Annotated in this window: 15 protein-coding genes; 9 read left to right on the top strand and 6 right to left on the bottom strand. The window is 62.2% G+C overall.

Annotated features, from left to right (window positions below; all coding sequences use genetic code 11):
• Nucleotides 1-125: 125 nt before the first annotated feature.
• A complete protein-coding gene (locus tag AC0L18_RS17485; protein WP_473493489.1) occupies nt 126-494 on the bottom strand; it encodes a four helix bundle protein in 369 nt (122 codons plus the stop codon).
• A 41-nt stretch (nt 495-535) separates the two neighbouring features.
• Nucleotides 536-1972 carry a glutamine synthetase family protein gene (locus tag AC0L18_RS17480; protein WP_027156302.1) on the bottom strand — a complete coding sequence of 479 codons (1437 nt, stop codon included), beginning with the start codon at nt 1970-1972 and terminating at the stop codon, nt 536-538.
• A 149-nt stretch (nt 1973-2121) separates the two neighbouring features.
• Between AC0L18_RS17480 and AC0L18_RS17475 the strand changes: the two genes are divergently transcribed.
• The 5 genes from AC0L18_RS17475 to AC0L18_RS17455 all read left to right on the top strand — a co-directional run bounded on the left by AC0L18_RS17475 (nt 2122) and on the right by AC0L18_RS17455 (nt 6638).
• On the top strand, nt 2122-2835 hold the full coding sequence (locus AC0L18_RS17475) for an HAD family hydrolase (protein WP_473493487.1): 714 nt from the start codon (nt 2122-2124) through the stop codon (nt 2833-2835).
• A gap of 284 nt (nt 2836-3119) precedes the next feature.
• Nucleotides 3120-4040: a metal ABC transporter substrate-binding protein gene (locus AC0L18_RS17470; RefSeq protein ID WP_128175843.1), complete on the top strand. Its 921-nt coding sequence runs from the start codon at nt 3120-3122 to the stop codon at nt 4038-4040.
• Entirely contained in the window at nt 4037-4942 is a 906-nt protein-coding gene (locus AC0L18_RS17465; protein WP_473493486.1) for a manganese/iron ABC transporter ATP-binding protein, read from the top strand. The genes AC0L18_RS17470 and AC0L18_RS17465 overlap by 4 nt, the downstream gene beginning before the upstream one ends.
• Entirely contained in the window at nt 4939-5796 is an 858-nt protein-coding gene (gene sitC, locus AC0L18_RS17460) for an iron/manganese ABC transporter permease subunit SitC (RefSeq protein WP_473493484.1), read from the top strand. The genes AC0L18_RS17465 and sitC overlap by 4 nt, the downstream gene beginning before the upstream one ends.
• The gene (locus AC0L18_RS17455) at nt 5793-6638 is read left to right on the top strand and encodes a metal ABC transporter permease (RefSeq protein WP_473493482.1); all 846 of its coding nucleotides are present in this window, start codon (nt 5793-5795) and stop codon (nt 6636-6638) included. Before sitC ends, AC0L18_RS17455 begins: the two co-directional genes overlap by 4 nt.
• A gap of 10 nt (nt 6639-6648) precedes the next feature.
• Here AC0L18_RS17455 and AC0L18_RS17450 read toward each other — a convergent pair whose 3' ends face one another.
• The 4 genes from AC0L18_RS17450 to aceA form a co-directional block, all read right to left on the bottom strand.
• Nucleotides 6649-7092 (bottom strand): Fur family transcriptional regulator, encoded by a 444-nt coding sequence (locus AC0L18_RS17450; protein WP_023800311.1) that lies wholly within the window; start codon nt 7090-7092, stop codon nt 6649-6651.
• A 195-nt stretch (nt 7093-7287) separates the two neighbouring features.
• The gene (locus AC0L18_RS17445; protein WP_236473010.1) at nt 7288-7701 is read right to left on the bottom strand and encodes an ANTAR domain-containing protein; all 414 of its coding nucleotides are present in this window, start codon (nt 7699-7701) and stop codon (nt 7288-7290) included.
• A 279-nt stretch (nt 7702-7980) separates the two neighbouring features.
• Nucleotides 7981-8223: an SMc00767 family acetate metabolism repressor gene (locus tag AC0L18_RS17440; protein ID WP_027156310.1), complete on the bottom strand. Its 243-nt coding sequence runs from the start codon at nt 8221-8223 to the stop codon at nt 7981-7983.
• A gap of 64 nt (nt 8224-8287) precedes the next feature.
• Nucleotides 8288-9577 (bottom strand): isocitrate lyase, encoded by a 1290-nt coding sequence (gene aceA, locus AC0L18_RS17435; protein ID WP_077379770.1) that lies wholly within the window; start codon nt 9575-9577, stop codon nt 8288-8290.
• Nucleotides 9578-9822: 245 nt separating this feature from the next.
• On the opposite strand from aceA, the gene AC0L18_RS17430 reads away from it, so the two are divergent.
• The 4 genes from AC0L18_RS17430 (at nt 9823) to AC0L18_RS17415 (ending at nt 15048) form a co-directional block, all read left to right on the top strand.
• Nucleotides 9823-11277 carry a helix-turn-helix domain-containing protein gene (locus AC0L18_RS17430; RefSeq protein WP_473493480.1) on the top strand — a complete coding sequence of 485 codons (1455 nt, stop codon included), beginning with the start codon at nt 9823-9825 and terminating at the stop codon, nt 11275-11277.
• Nucleotides 11278-11424: 147 nt separating this feature from the next.
• Nucleotides 11425-12378: a DMT family transporter gene (locus AC0L18_RS17425; protein WP_473493478.1), complete on the top strand. Its 954-nt coding sequence runs from the start codon at nt 11425-11427 to the stop codon at nt 12376-12378.
• 357 nt (nt 12379-12735) lie between these two features.
• Complete coding sequence (locus tag AC0L18_RS17420; protein WP_473493477.1) at nt 12736-13833, top strand: polyamine ABC transporter substrate-binding protein; 1098 nt, start codon at nt 12736-12738, stop codon at nt 13831-13833.
• Between the two features lie 75 nt (nt 13834-13908).
• Nucleotides 13909-15048 (top strand): ABC transporter ATP-binding protein, encoded by a 1140-nt coding sequence (locus AC0L18_RS17415; RefSeq protein ID WP_473493475.1) that lies wholly within the window; start codon nt 13909-13911, stop codon nt 15046-15048.
• Nucleotides 15049-15051 lie beyond the last annotated feature (3 nt).

Here is a 15051-nt window from a genome sequence, read left to right as displayed (position 1 = left end):
CAGTAGGGCAGTAGGGCAGTAGGGCAGTAGGGCAGTAGGGCAGTAGGGCAGTAGGGCAGTAGGGCAGTAGGGCAGTAAGGCAGTAAGGCAGTAAGGCAGTAAGGCAGTAAGGCAGTAAGGAGATGTTAGTCGGCTGAAAGTTTGCGGATTAGGAGCCGAAGAAGCTTTCCCACACTTTCGGTGCTCGCCAATAATGAAGCCGCTGTCCCGTTCGGCGCGATGCCGGTACGCTCAGCGATCAGAAGCTGCGTTTCCAGCTCCTTCAGTGACCCTTGAGCGATACGGAGAAATTGCTGATAGGAACACCGTACCTCTCTGCCATAGCCTTCCGCTATGTTCGCCGGCACCGAGCTTGCGGCGCGCCGCACTTGGCTGGTCAGTCCATAAAGTTCCTCCTTCGGCCAGGATTTCGTCGCGCCGTAAACCGCCACCGCAAGGTCCATTGCCTGCTGCCAAACTATTAAATCCTTGTAGGAACCCGTTTTCTCAGTCATTTCCCCTACTCCCCTACTCCCCTACTCCCCTACTCCCCTCCCTAAACATTCAACAACAGATACTCCCGCTCCCACGGGCTGATCACTTCCATGAAGGTCTCGAATTCCGCCCGCTTGATCGCCGCATAGGTGGCGGCGAACGACTTGCCGAGCAGCGCGCAGAGTTCCTCGTCGGCTTCGAACAGGTCGACCGCCTCGAGCAGGCTGCGCGGCAGGTCGATCTCGGCCGCGTTGGCGGTGGTGAGAACCGGCGGTTCGGCCTTGATCTTGTTGGTCATGCCGATCAGCCCGCAGGCGAGCGATGCGGCCATCGCCAGATAGGGATTGGCGTCGGAGGAGGGGATGCGGTTCTCGACGCGTCTGGCTGCCGGGTCGGAGCGCGGGACGCGGAAGGCGGTGGTGCGGTTGTCGTAGCCCCATTTGTTGTTGACCGGCGCCGAAGCCGACTGCGTCAGCCGGCGATAGGAATTGACGTAGGGCGCAAACATCACCAGCGCGTTCGGCACATGTTTCTGCATGCCGCCGAGGAAATGGAAAAAGGCTTCGGTTTCCGAGCCGTCCTCGGCAGAAAAGACGTTCCTGCCGGTCTTCTTGTCGATGATCGATTGGTGGATATGCATGGCCGACCCGGGCTGCCCCTGGATCGGCTTGGCCATGAAGGTGGCATAGATCTCATGCTTCAGCGCCGCCTCGCGGATGGTGCGCTTGAACATGAACACCTGGTCGGCCAGTTCGATCGGATCGCCGTGGCGCAGATTGATCTCGAGCTGGCCGGCGCCTTCCTCGTGGATCAGCGTGTCGATCTCCAGGCCCTGGCTTTCGGAGAAATGGTAGATGTCGTCGATCAGTTCGTCGAACTCGTTGACGCCGGCGATCGAATATCCGGCGCCACCGCCGATCGCCCGTCCCGAACGCCCGACCGGCGGGGTCAGCGGGTAGTCCGGATCGGGATTCTTGCGCACCAGGTAGAACTCGATCTCGGGCGCCACCACCGGCTTCAGCCCGCGCTTGTCGTAAGCGGCAAGCACACGCTTCAGTACGTTGCGCGGCGTGAACTCGACCGAGCGGCCGTCCTGGTGGACGAGGTCGCAGATGACCGCCGCCGTCGGGTCCTCTTCCCACGGCACCACGGTCAGCGTCGAAAGGTCCGGCATCAGCTTGAGGTCGCCGTCGTCTTCCGGATAGTTGAAGCCGTTGCCGTTCTCGGGGTAGCCGCCGGAGATCGTCGTCATGAACACCGCCGAAGGCAGCGCCAGCGAGGTGTTGGAAGTGAATTTCTTCGACGGCATCATCTTGCCGCGCGCAACACCGGCCTGGTCGGGGGTGATGCATTCGATATCCTCGATGCCGCGCCACGCCAGCCAGGCGCCGACTTCCTTCCAATTTTTCACACCACGTTGATTTTTCACAAAGGCAGGCGTGCGGATACGTCCTCCGCGGCTCGACGGACGGACTTCCTTTTTTGCAGGCGGCATCATTCACCAGATTGGGTTGCGGATTTGGGAGTATAGCCGGGGCCGGTGATGGAAGGGAAGGGGAGCCGGCCCTGCCTTCGCCCGGCAGTTGAAAATCGCTCCAGGCAGCTTAGGTTCGAGGCAAGTCCAATGACCTCGGCTGAAGACGTCGAATGCGGAACCATGAATTGACCACGATCGGCTTCGATGCCGATGACACGCTCTGGCAGAACGAGCAGTTCTTCCGCATCACCGAAAAGCGCTTTGCGGCGCTGCTCGCCGATCATGCCGAGGAGGAGCACATCTCGGCAAGATTGCTGGAGGCCGAGAAGCGCAACCTCGCCGTCTATGGCTTCGGCATCAAGGGGTTTACCCTGTCGATGATCGAAACGGCGATCGAGATTACCGAGGGCCGCGCGCCCGCCTCGGTGATCGCCGAAATTCTCGCCGCGGGCCGCGAGATGCTTGGCCATCCGATCGAGGCGCTGCCTCATGCGCGCGAAACCGTTGAAAAACTGGCGGATGCCTATCGCCTGGTGCTGATCACCAAGGGCGACCTTTTCGACCAGGAACGCAAGCTGGCGCAATCGGGTCTCGGTGACCTGTTCGATGCCGTCGAGATCGTCAGCGACAAGAGCCCAGCCACTTATACCAGCATCTTCAGCCGCTACGGTGATGGCGCCGAAAAAAGCATGATGGTCGGCAATTCGCTCAAGTCGGACGTGGTGCCGGCCATCGAGGCCGGCAGTTGGGGCATCCACGTGCCGCATGAGCTGACCTGGGCGCTGGAACATGTCGAGCCGCCGGTCACCGCGCCTCGCTTCCGCCAGATAGCCGATCTCTCGGAACTGCCCCGGCTTGTCGAAAGCATCGGGAAAGCCGGCTGATCGCGTGTCTCGGCGTCGGACCGGACGTGCGCGGCAGGCGTATCGATGCCGAACATTTGCGCGTCGCAATCCTTGTTGTCGGCTCCGCCAAAGAGCCGCGCTGTCGCTGACCCTACATCGCGCGGCCCCTCCATCGCGCGGCCCCTCCAAACGCGCGGCTCTTGTACAATCGATGCTGCAAAATCGTTTTCTACTTGCAAATCAGTCGCAATTGCAGAATATGCGACAAGCGCGGCGTCACAGCGCCCGCGCCGCATGCGAGCAAATCGCGACAGGAGATTTTGATGATCGAGAGATACGGGCGATGGGTTGCCGTCGGGTTGATAGCTGCGGTTTTCGCTGCGGCAGTGGCTTCAAGCCCAGCGAAAGCGCAGGAAAAATTCAAGGCCGTGACCACCTTCACCGTCATCGCCGACATGGCGAAGAACGTGGCGGGCGACGCAGCGATCGTGGAATCGATCACCAAGCCGGGGGCGGAGATCCACAATTACGCGCCGACGCCGGGCGACATTCAGCGGGCGCAGGGCGCACAGCTCATTCTGTGGAACGGACTCAACCTCGAACTCTGGTTCGAAAAATTCTTCCAGAACCTCAGCGACGTGCCCGGCGCCATCATCTCCGAGGGCGTCCAACCGATGAGCATCGCCGAGGGGCCCTATAACGGCAAACCGAATCCGCATGCCTGGATGTCGCCGACAAACGCGCTGATCTACGTCGACAACATCCGCGACGCCTTCGTCGAGCACGATCCGGCGCATGCCGAGACCTACAAGGCCAATGCAGAAGCCTACAAGGCAAAGATAGAGGCGGCCGTCGCGCCGATCCGCGATAAGCTTGCCTCGATCCCGCAGGACAGGCGCTGGCTGGTGTCGAGCGAAGGCGCTTTCTCCTACCTCGCACGCGATTTCGCGCTGAAGGAGCTTTATTTGTGGCCGATCAACGCTGACCAGCAAGGCACCCCGCAGCAGGTTCGCAAGGTGATCGACGCCGTCAGGGACAACAAGATCGTCGCCGTCTTCAGTGAAAGCACCGTGTCGGACAAGCCGGCCCGGCAGGTCGCGCGCGAGACGGGGGTCCATTACGGTGGCGTGCTCTACGTCGATTCCCTCAGCGAGGCGGACGGCCCGGTGCCGACCTATATCGACCTGCTGCGTGTGACATCGGATACAATTCAGAAAGGCCTCGCCGCAGGGCTGTCGCAATGAACGAAGCCGTTCCGCCTCTTGCCGCCGCGTCGCAGGATGCGGGAGGCGGTCTCGCCGTGCGCGGCGCGACCGTCACCTACCGCAACGGCCTCACGGCGCTGCGCGATGCGAGCTTTGAAATTCCGACAGGCACGATCACGGCACTTGTCGGTGTCAACGGCTCGGGCAAGTCGACGCTGTTCAAAGCCATCATGGGCTTCGTGCGGCTGGCAAAGGGAGAGATTCTTGTTCTCGGACGGCCGGCCGCGGCCGCGCTGAGAAAGAACGTCGTCGCCTATGTGCCGCAGGCCGAGGAGGTCGACTGGGACTTTCCAGTACTGGTCGAGGACGTCGTCATGATGGGGCGTTACGGCCATATGGGCATGATGCGCATTCCGAAGGCTGCTGATCGCGAGGCGGTTACATCAGCGCTTGCGCGTGTCGGCATGAGCGATTTCCGCAAGCGCCAGATCGGCGAGCTTTCCGGCGGGCAGAAGAAGCGCGTCTTTCTCGCTCGGGCGCTGGCGCAGGACGGGCGCGTCATCCTGCTCGACGAGCCCTTCACTGGCGTCGACGTCAGGACCGAGGACGCTATCATCGAACTGCTGCGCGCGCTCCGGGACGAAGGCCGGGTGATGCTGGTCTCGACGCATAATCTGGGTAGCGTGCCGGAGTTCTGCGACCGTGCCGTGCTGCTCCGGAACACGGTCCTTGCCTACGGGCCGACTGGCCAGACCTTCACGCAGGCGAACCTGGAAAAGGCTTTCGGCGGCGTCTTGCGTCATTTCGTGCTGGGCGGCGCCGGGCTGCATGAGGACGACGACAGGCGCCGCCTTGCCGTCATCACCGACGACGAGCGGCCACTGGTCTTCTACGGAGAGAACGGAGCCATGCAGCACAAGATGCGGGAACCGGACGAATGAGTGTCCTGCTCGAGCCGTTCGGCTACGAATATATGCTCAATGCCATGTGGGTGTCCGCCCTGGTTGGAGGTGTCTGCGCCTTCCTGTCCTGCTATCTGATGCTGAAAGGCTGGTCGCTGATCGGTGACGCGCTATCGCATTCGATCGTGCCGGGCGTCGCCGGCGCCTATATGCTGGGCCTTCCCTTCTCGATCGGCGCCTTCTTCTCCGGCGGGCTCGCCGCCGCGGCGATGCTCTTCCTCAACCAGCGCACCAAGCTGAAGGAAGACGCCATCATCGGCCTGATCTTCTCCTCCTTCTTCGGCCTCGGCTTGTTCATGGTGTCGCTGTCGCCGACCTCGGTGAATATCCAGACGATCGTGCTCGGCAACATTCTGGCCATCACTCCGGAAGACACGCTTCAGCTCGCCATCATAGGCTTTGTCTCGCTCGCCGTCCTGCTGGTGAAATGGAAGGATCTGATGGTGGTCTTCTTCGACGAGAGCCATGCCCGCTCGATCGGCCTCAACCCGAGCGCGCTCAAGATCATGTTCTTCATGCTGCTTTCGGCCTCCACGGTCGCCGCGCTCCAGACCGTCGGCGCCTTTCTCGTCATCTGCATGGTGGTGACGCCCGGCGCGACCGCTTATCTTCTGACGGACCGCTTTCCGCGCCTGCTGGTCATCGCGGTTCTCATCGGCGCGGTCACGAGTTTCACCGGCGCCTATGCCAGCTATTTCCTCGACGGCGCCACCGGGGGCATCATCGTCGTGCTGCAGACGCTGATCTTTCTCGCCGCCTTCTTCTTCGCTCCCAAGCATGGAATGCTGGCAGCCCGCCGCCGCTCGGCGCAAGCCTTGGAGGCCAGCCTGTGAGCGTCCTCGATACACTGCTTGCCCCCTTCCAGTTCGGCTTCATGGTCAATGCGCTGATTGCTTCGGTTCTGGTCGCCGTGCCGACGGCGCTGCTCTCCTGCTTTCTCGTTCTCAAGGGCTGGTCGCTGATGGGCGACGCCATCAGCCACGCCGTCTTTCCCGGCGTGGTCATCGCTTACATCCTCGGATTCCCCTATTCGATCGGCGCCTTCGCCGCCGGGATGGTCTGCGCTCTCGCCACCGGCTTCCTCAAGGACAACAGCCGCATCAAGCAGGACACGGTCATGGGCATCGTCTTCTCCGGCATGTTCGGCTTCGGCCTGGTGCTCTACGTAAAAATCCAGTCCGACGTGCATCTCGACCACATATTGTTCGGCGACGTTCTGGGCATCGGCCTGCGCGACATCGTCGAAACGGGGCTCATTGCTGCGATTACGGCCGGCATCATCGGCATCAAGTGGCGCGACTTCCTGCTGCACGCCTTCGACCCGGCTCAGGCGCGCGCGGTCGGTCTTCGGGTCAACCTGCTCCATTACGGCCTGCTTTGCCTGATCTCGCTCACCATCGTCGGCGCGCTGAAGGCGGTCGGCATTATCATGGCCATCGCCATGCTGATCGCGCCGGGCGCCATCGCCTTCCTGCTGACAAGGAAGTTCAGCGCCATGCTGATCCTGTCGGTGGCGATTGCGGTCGCCGCATCGTTCCTGGGCGTCTATCTGTCCTTCTTCATCGACAGCGCACCGGCGCCGACCATCGTTCTCATGCTGTCTGCCGCCTTCATTGCCGCCTTCGTCGTCACCACACTCAAGGCGGGCCGAATGGAACTCGGCGAGGAGGGCTAGAAACTGGCGGTCATTCTCTGGTTTGACGAGAGCGACGCTGTTTCTGGATCGGCTTCACGTAGATCTCCAGTCTGTGGCTGATGATCGTGAATCCGTGCTGTCGAGCGATTTCCTCCTGGAGCCGCTCGATCTCCGCCGACTGGAACTCGATGACATCTCCCGTCTCGATGTTGATGAGATGATCGTGATGCTCGCGGGGGACGGTTTCGTATCTGGCGCGCCGATCGCCAAAGGTGTGTCGCTCCAGAATGCCCTTTTCGCGCAGAAGGCTGACGGTGCGATAGACAGTGGCGAGCGCGATCGTCGGCTCGATGGCGACAACACGGCGATGGAGTTCCACCACATCCGGATGGTCGCTGGATTCGGATAGAACGCGCATGATGACGCGGCGCGGACCGGTGATGCGCAGCCCGAGTTCCCTGCAAAGCGCGGCGATGGTCTGTTCTGAGGACATGTCATGATCCGCCAATATCGACAGCCATGTCGCGAAGTCGGAACATGCCTGCGGATTTGTTCGAAGGTGCTATCCCAGATGCGTCGCAATTGCAAAAGGACATCGGACTGGGTTCGCTGTCAGGCGGTCACATACTGACATAAGAGATTCAGATCCGATCGCAAGAAGCGAGGAGGGAGCCGGATAGGACGCCGGCTAGCTGCGTCCGAGCCCGATCAAATGGTCGATCACCGGCTGCAGCCGTTCGGTCGTGATCGGCTTGACGACCACCGCATCGACGACGCTCGACAGGCCGAGGCTCTCCGGTGTGCCGCTTTTGGTCGAGAGCAGGATCACCGAGGGACGCGATCTGCCCGAGATGCGCCGCAGCGCGTCGATACGCGACATCAGTGCGTCGCAGTCCTTGTTGTCGGCTCCGCCATCGAGGACGACCGCTCCGGGAATCAGCGAGCGCAGCGTCGTTGCCGCCGTTTCGGGCGATTCCGAGATCGGTTTGAGCCCGGATCGTTCGACGATTTTGGACACCACCACCCGGTTGACCGGCGATTTTCCGACGACGAGCACGCGGGTGAAGTCGGTGAGCATTTCGGGGTCCACATTCCGGCTCATCAAACTCAACTGGTTCACAGTGCGATTCAAGGGGCGCATGAGCAGGGCGGGTACTCGCAAGTTTCAATGCAGGGTTGTACTTTGGAAACAATTGCCGTGAGATCGCTGCCTATGTCAAGCTGAAATGGCCGGCGTCGAGAACATCGCAAGAAAGCTTAAAATTTAAAGCGAGTTCTTTTCTTGCCGTCCATGCAAACTGGCTGTGCAAGTGCAAATCACCTGCGCAGAGAACTGCGCAGGTGATGCCGCCTCCGCTACCAGGATTTCGTCGGATTTCGATCAGCCGACGCTCCGCTGCGTGACGATGACCGGGATCAGCAGGTCGCCCCAGTTGCCGTCGCCGCCATGGTGTCGTGCCGAGCGCACCAGTTCCACCGACACACCGGCCTCGACCGCCTTCATCACCGACTGGTTGAGCCTGTGCAGGTCGTTGGCCAGCATGCGGATGGTCGCCTGCTGGTCGACGGTCATCGTGGTGGCCTGTTCTTCGGCCCGTTCTTTGACGCGGCTTATCGATGCCATTGGTCTTCTCCTTGCGTATTTTTTACCCTTTTTGGGGCGTTGCCTCTATTTTGTTGCGTTCGTGCTATTCCGCCGCCGGTTTGAACTGGGCGTGCTCGGTCGATTCATGCATGGCCGTGGTCGAAGACCGGCCACCGGTGATCGCCATCGACACGGCGTCGAAATAGCCGGTGCCGACTTCGCGCTGGTGCTTGGTCGCGGTGTAGCCGTGGGCTTCCGCCGCGAATTCAGCCTCCTGCAGTTCGGAATAAGCCGCCATCTGACGCGCCTTGTAGCCGCGGGCGAGTTCGAACATGCCGAAATTGAGCTGGTGAAAACCGGCCAGCGTGATGAACTGGAACTTGTAGCCCATGGCGCCGAGTTCCTTCTGGAACCTGGCGATGGTGGCATCGTCGAGGTTCTTCTTCCAGTTGAACGACGGCGAGCAATTATAGGCGAGAAGCTTGCCGGGATGGTGCCTGTGCACGCCCTCGGCGAACTTTTTGGCCTGCGCCAGATCGGGCTTGGAGGTTTCGCACCAGATCAGGTCGGCGTGGGGCGCGTAGGCGACGGCCCGTGCGATGCAGGGCTCGATGCCATTCCTGACTTGATAGAAGCCCTCCACCGTACGGCCGGCGCCATAGTCGACGAAGGGCTGGTCGCGCTCGTCGATGTCGGAGGTGAGCAGCTTTGCCGCTTCCGCGTCGGTGCGCGCGACGACCAGCGTCGGCGTGCCCATGACGTCGGCGGCAAGCCGCGCGGCGTTGAGGTTGCGGATGTGTGCGGCGGTCGGGATCAGCACCTTGCCGCCGAGATGGCCGCACTTCTTCTCCGACGCCAGTTGGTCCTCGTAGTGGACGCCGGCGGCACCCGCCTCGATGAAGGCCTTCATGATCTCGAAGGCGTTGAGCGGTCCGCCGAAGCCGGCTTCCGCATCGGCGACAACGGGCGCGAACCAGGTGTCGACCGAAAGCCCCTTGCCTTCGGAGGTCTCGATCTGGTCGGCGCGCTGCAGGGTGCGGTTGATGCGCTTGACCAGTTCGGGCGCCGCATTGGCGGGATAAAGCGACTGGTCCGGATACATGGCGGATGCGGTGTTGGCGTCGGCCGCGACCTGCCATCCGGACAGGTAGATCGCCTTCAGCCCGGCCCGGACCTGCTGCATCGCCTGGTTGCCCGACATGGCGCCAAGGGCGTTGACGAAATCCTCTTCGTGGATGAGCTTCCAGAGCCGGTTGGCGCCCATTTCGGCGAGGCTCTGCCGGATCTGGACCGAACCGCGCAGCCGCTTCACGTCGTCCGGCGAGTAGGGCCGCTCGATGCCGTCGAAGCGGCCTTCCGGCGCCGAGGGGACGAGGTTGTAAAAATCAGTCATTGGTCGCTCCGACAGATCGTTGCTGGGATAGAAACGCCGCCTCATGGAAATTCCTGCGCCGTTTTGGTATGACAGCATTTACATTTCGGCGCGGGCCAGGCGAGGAAAACCAGAAGATTGGCTGGAAAATAACGGAAAACCTGTGTTGCGTTTGACAGTCAGGCGCTGTAAATTTGTCATGATTGTAAAAGGCCGGCATGGCAGCGCTGCGCGGGTGTCATGTAAATTCTGTCAAGGACAGCCGAGTGGCCGATCAAAAAATCTTCGCCGGGCCGCGCATCCGCCGCATCCGCAGCGCCAAGGGCCTGACCCAGACGGCGATGGCCGAAGGGCTCGGCATCTCGCCGTCCTACCTCAATCTCATCGAGCGCAACCAGCGGCCGCTGACGGTTCAGCTGATCCTCAAGCTGGCATCTGTCTACAAGGTCGACCCGCATGAATTGCAGGGCGAGGCGAGGGGGTCGGTCACCGCCTTGAAGGAAGTGTTTTCAGATCCGCTGCTGGTCGGCGAATTGCCTGGCGACCAGGAACTGATCGAGCTTGCCGAGGCGGCGCCCAACGCTTCCGCCGCGGTGATAAAACTGTTTCGCGCTTATCGCGAGCAGGCCGAGCGCCTTTCCGACCTCAACCAACTCCTGGCGCGTGAGGGCAAAGCGACGGCGCTGTCCGGCGCCCGCTTGCCGATCGACGAGGTGCACGAGATTTTCGAGCGCCGTCCGAACCATTTTGCCGCGCTGGAAGAGGAGGCCGAGGCATTCATTTCGGTGCTCGATCCCGGCGACGACCTGCTCGGTGCGCTGAAGGCCTGGCTGAAGCGCGAATACGGCATCGTCGTCAAGGTGCTGCCGGTCGCCACCATGCCGAACTGGCGCCGCCGCTACGACCGCCATTCGCAGCGTCTGTTCCTGTCCGAGCGCCTGTCGCCGTTCGACCAGTTGCGCGAGGTGGCGATGGAGGCCTGCCTGATCCGCATGACGGTCGCCGTGGCAAGCGAGATCCAGGCGCTGAAGCTGACCACGGATGAGGCCCGCCGGCTCGCCCGCTTCGAGCTTGGCCGCTACGCTGCCCACGCGCTGATGATGCCCTATCAATCCTTTCACGCAGCCGCCACACGCGCGCGTTACGACATCGACGTGCTGCGCTCGCGCTTCGGCGTCTCCTTCGAGCAGGCGGCGAACCGGTTGACCACGCTGCAGCGGCCGGGCACGCCGGGCGTGCCCTTCTTCATGCTCGAGGTCGACAACGCCGGCAACCGCTTCCGCAAGGCTGGCAGCCAGGGTTTTCCGCAGAGCCGCTTCGGCGGCGGCTGTCCAAAGCTTCCCGTGCATGCCGCCTTCACCCAGCCCGGCCAGATCTTCGTCGAGGCGGTGGAAATGCCGGACGGCGCCGAATTCCTCTGCGTTGCCCGCACGCTTGAGGGGCCGCAAGGCTCGTTTGCGGAGCGCCCGCGCCGTACCGCGCTTCTGCTCGGCTGCGACATCGGCTTTCGTGATGAGATCGTCTATGGCGCAGCACTGCCGGGGCCGGCTGCCGCTGCGGCCGGAAAAGCCGGACAGGGCACAAATCCGGCCACGCCGGTTGGCCCGGCCTGCCGGCTGTGCGAACGCATCGGCTGCCTCGCGCGCGCCGAGCCGCCGGTGACGCGCCCGCTCGGCCTCGACGAGATGGTGACCGGACTAAGCGCCTTCGATTTCCAGTGATGTCCGGGCAGGCGACTGCCGTCTTTGCCACAACCATCGCTGCCCGGTGGACCACGCTCCGCCGCTGCCTTTGCGATAGGCGAATGTGGCACGTTTCTGTCGTCCGCTGTGCATCGTGTTGCCTCGAAATCGCCGACAGTCGCAATCATGACCGATATATCATCATCACCGTTAGCCGTTTCGCCTGTCGTCTCGCCGCGTGACGAGCGTGTCGGCTTCCTGCTGATTTTCCTGTCGGCGCTGATGTGGAGTTTCGGTGGCGCCATCGCCCGTTTCATCGACGCCGGAGACAGCTGGACGGTGGTGTTCTGGCGCTCGGTCTGGGCCGCCGCCTTCCTCATCTGCTTCATGGTCTGGCGCGACGGCTGGCACGGCATGGTGAGGTTGTTCCGCGACATGGGCCTGCCCGGCCTTACCGTGGCGTTCTGCTTCGCCACCGCATCGACCTCATTCGTAGTGGCGCTTGCCTACACCACTGTCGCCAACATCCTTTTGATGCAGGCCGGCGTGCCGCTCCTGGCGGCGCTGTTTGCCTGGGTGCTGTTTCGCGAACGGGTAGCCTTGGCGACCTGGGTGGCGATTGCAGCCGTCATTGCCGGCGTTGCCATCATGGTATCGGAATCGCTCGATGGCGCGGTGTCGCCCATCGGCGACGGCCTGGCGCTGCTTATCGCCGTGATGTTTTCGATCGCCACCGTCATCACGCGACGCTTTGCCCATGTGCGCATGACGCCGGCGACCTGCCTCGGCACGATGCTTGCCGCCGCATTCGCGGCGTCGCAGGCATCGCAATTCGGCGTTTCCAGCAGCGACATGGGCTTCCTGTTTGCATTCGGCGTGGTCAATCTCGGTCTCGGCCTTGCCTTCTTCGCCACCGGTGCCCGGCTCGTCCCGGCTGCAGTCGCGGCACTGCTCGGCACTTTCGAGCCGATCCTCGGCCCGATCTGGGTCTGGCTCATCCATTCCGAGGTGCCGTCGGGACGCACCATCCTTGGCGGAACGGTCGTGGTCACGGCGCTGCTCGTCCATATCGGGCTCGAATTCAAACGTCAGACGCGGCCGGTGCGGCCGGGTGTCACCGGTATGCCGTCGCCTAATTGATGCAGCGCACGCGCCAAAGCGAGATGAGCCATTGACAATGGCGCAGCCGCGCGGGCAGGCTGTCAATACGGCAACAACAAGACAGGCTCATCTTGCCAAGTCTCCCCTCCGGCCCGACCGGGACCGGACAACATCGTCGTATCCCTGCCCGCGCCGTGGCGAGAGCCTTTGACGGCGCCGGAATGCCACCTGGATCACGACATGGAAACGGGGGGCTCGGCCGTTGCGCATCGAACCGCTGTCGTGTTGGCGGTTCGCGCTTGTCGCTTGTCGGAAAGCCCAATAATCTGAAGCAAACGCCCAGCCGCGCAGCCCCGCGACGAGCTGGCGATGGAACACTCATCAAAGGAGAGACGCATGATCCGCAAAGCATTCTGGCTTTCGGCGACCTCGGCATTTCTGGCGCTTTTCACCCTCGGCGCTCATGCCCAGGAGCGCGTCGTCAACGTCTATAACTGGTCGGATTACATCGACAGCTCGATCATCGACGACTTCACCAAGGAAACGGGCATCAAGGTCACCTACGACACCTTCGATTCCAACGAGCTGCTTGAGACGAAACTGCTTGCCGGCGGCAGCGGCTACGACGTTGTCGTACCGACCGCCAATTTCCTCGCACGCCAGATCCAGGCAGGGGTGTTCCAGAAGCTCGAAAAGTCGAAGCTGCCCAACATTTCCAACATGTGGGACGTCGTTTCGGAGCGCACGACCAAGTACGATCCCGGCAACGAATATTCGATCAACTACATGTGGGGCACGGTCGGCCTCGGCTATAACGTCAAGAAAGTGCAGGAAGCGCTCGGCACCGACAAGATCGACAGCTGGGACGTGTTCTTCAACCCGGAAAAGCTGGCCAAGCTGAAGGATTGCGGCGTCTATGTCCTCGATTCTCCGAGCGACATCCTGCCGAACGCCTTCAAATATCTGGGCATCGATCCCGAGACCACGTCGCCGGACGATTTCGCCAAGGCCGAAGAAGTGATGCTGAAGGTCAGCCCTTACATCCGCAAGTTCCACTCGTCTGAATATATCAACGCGCTGGCCAATGGCGACATCTGCCTGGCCGTTGGCTGGTCGGGCGACGTGTTCCAGGCGCGCGACCGTGCGACGGAAGCAAACCAGGGCGTTGAGATCGGCTATTCCGTGCCGAAGGAAGGCGCCGAAATGTGGTTCGACCAGATGGCGATCCCGGCCGACGCGCCGCATGTCGCCGAGGCGCATGAATTCCTGAACTACATGATGAAGCCGGAAGTCATCGCCAAGGCGAGCAATTTCGTCTTCTACGCCAATGGCAACAAGGCGTCGCAGCAGTTCATCGACAAGGAGATACTCGAGGATCCGGCGATCTACCCGGACGAGGCGACGCTGGCGAAACTGTTCACCATCACCCCCTACGATTCCAAGACCCAGCGCGTCGTCACCCGCACCTGGACCAGGATCGTCACCGGGCAGTAAGCGACAATCAGCGACCCCGGCAGGTGCTGCCTGGGTCAAGTCTTCTGGGGATAGAACGCGAGCACGGAGTGGGACATGAAATCGCTTGGCAGCATCCGCAGGGATTTCGCGCCATGGAACGATCCGAACACCAAGCCGTACATCCAGTTCGACAAGGTCACCAAGAAGTTCGGTGACTTTACCGCCGTCAACAATTTGTCGCTGACGATATTCGAGCGCGAGTTCTTTGCCCTGCTCGGCGCATCCGGCTGCGGAAAGTCGACGCTTCTGCGGATGCTCGCCGGATTCGAGGAGCCGACCGCCGGCCGCATCCTGCTCGACGGCCAGGATCTGCGCGGCATCCCGCCATACCGGCGGCCGGTCAACATGATGTTCCAGTCCTATGCGCTGTTCCCGCATATGACGGTCGAAAACAACATCGCCTTCGGCCTCAAGCAGGACGGCATGCCGAAGCCCGAGATCGCGGCGCGCGTTGGAGAGATGCTGAAGCTGGTCAAGCTCGAGCAGTTCGCCAAGCGCAAGCCGCACCAATTGTCCGGCGGCCAGCGCCAGCGCGTCGCGCTTGCCCGCTCGGTCGCCAAGCGGCCGAAGGTGCTGCTGCTCGACGAGCCGCTGGGCGCGCTGGACAAGAAGCTGCGCGAGGAAACGCAGTTCGAGCTGATGGATCTGCAGCAGTCACTCGGCCTCACCTTCGTTGTCGTCACCCACGACCAGGAAGAGGCGATGACCATGGCCGACCGCATCGCCATCATCGACAAGGGCGAGGTGATGCAGGTGGCGACGCCGGCGGAAGTCTACGAGGCGCCGGGCTCCCGTTTCGTCGCCGGCTTTGTCGGCAACGTCAACATGTTCGAAGGCAAGATTGCGCATGGCGAGGCGGGTGCGGCAAGCATCGATGCCGGCAACGGCATCACCATCCGCACTGAGCATGCCGGCGATGCCGCAACTGGCGCGGCCGTCGCCTTCGCCATCAGGCCGGAGAAGATCAGGATATCGTCGACGAGACCGGCCGGCGCCGTCAACGCCATCGAGGGCGAGGTCTACGATATCGCCTATCTCGGCGACATGACCGTCTATCACGTCAGGCTGGACGACGGCCAGGTGGTGCGAGCGAGCACGATGAACGCGGCCCGCATCACCGAGGATCCGCTGAGCTGGAACGACCGTGCCTGGGTGTCGTTCCGGCCGGATGCCGGCGTCGTGCTGACGCGATAGGGG

Source organism: Mesorhizobium sp. WSM4819, from assembly GCF_055811215.1.
The sequence above is the reverse complement of the archived record's forward strand: the minus strand, read 5'-3'. Positions and strand labels throughout refer to the sequence as shown.

Excerpts from the sequence above, each read along its gene's own strand:
- AC0L18_RS17440 (WP_027156310.1), bottom strand. The coding sequence starts at position 8,223 with ATGGCATCGATAAGCCGCGTCAAAGAACGGGCCGAAGAACAGGCCACC.
- AC0L18_RS17465 (WP_473493486.1), top strand. The coding sequence starts at position 4,037 with ATGAACGAAGCCGTTCCGCCTCTTGCCGCCGCGTCGCAGGATGCGGGA.
- AC0L18_RS17425 (WP_473493478.1), top strand. The coding sequence starts at position 11,425 with ATGACCGATATATCATCATCACCGTTAGCCGTTTCGCCTGTCGTCTCG.
- AC0L18_RS17450 (WP_023800311.1), bottom strand. The coding sequence starts at position 7,092 with ATGTCCTCAGAACAGACCATCGCCGCGCTTTGCAGGGAACTCGGGCTG.
- AC0L18_RS17445 (WP_236473010.1), bottom strand. The coding sequence starts at position 7,701 with ATGAGCCGGAATGTGGACCCCGAAATGCTCACCGACTTCACCCGCGTG.
- aceA (WP_077379770.1), bottom strand. The coding sequence starts at position 9,577 with ATGACTGATTTTTACAACCTCGTCCCCTCGGCGCCGGAAGGCCGCTTC.
- AC0L18_RS17470 (WP_128175843.1), top strand. The coding sequence starts at position 3,120 with ATGATCGAGAGATACGGGCGATGGGTTGCCGTCGGGTTGATAGCTGCG.
- AC0L18_RS17480 (WP_027156302.1), bottom strand. The coding sequence starts at position 1,972 with ATGATGCCGCCTGCAAAAAAGGAAGTCCGTCCGTCGAGCCGCGGAGGA.
- AC0L18_RS17420 (WP_473493477.1), top strand. The coding sequence starts at position 12,736 with ATGATCCGCAAAGCATTCTGGCTTTCGGCGACCTCGGCATTTCTGGCG.
- sitC (WP_473493484.1), top strand. The coding sequence starts at position 4,939 with ATGAGTGTCCTGCTCGAGCCGTTCGGCTACGAATATATGCTCAATGCC.
- AC0L18_RS17485 (WP_473493489.1), bottom strand. The coding sequence starts at position 494 with ATGACTGAGAAAACGGGTTCCTACAAGGATTTAATAGTTTGGCAGCAG.
- AC0L18_RS17415 (WP_473493475.1), top strand. The coding sequence starts at position 13,909 with ATGAAATCGCTTGGCAGCATCCGCAGGGATTTCGCGCCATGGAACGAT.
- AC0L18_RS17475 (WP_473493487.1), top strand. The coding sequence starts at position 2,122 with ATGCGGAACCATGAATTGACCACGATCGGCTTCGATGCCGATGACACG.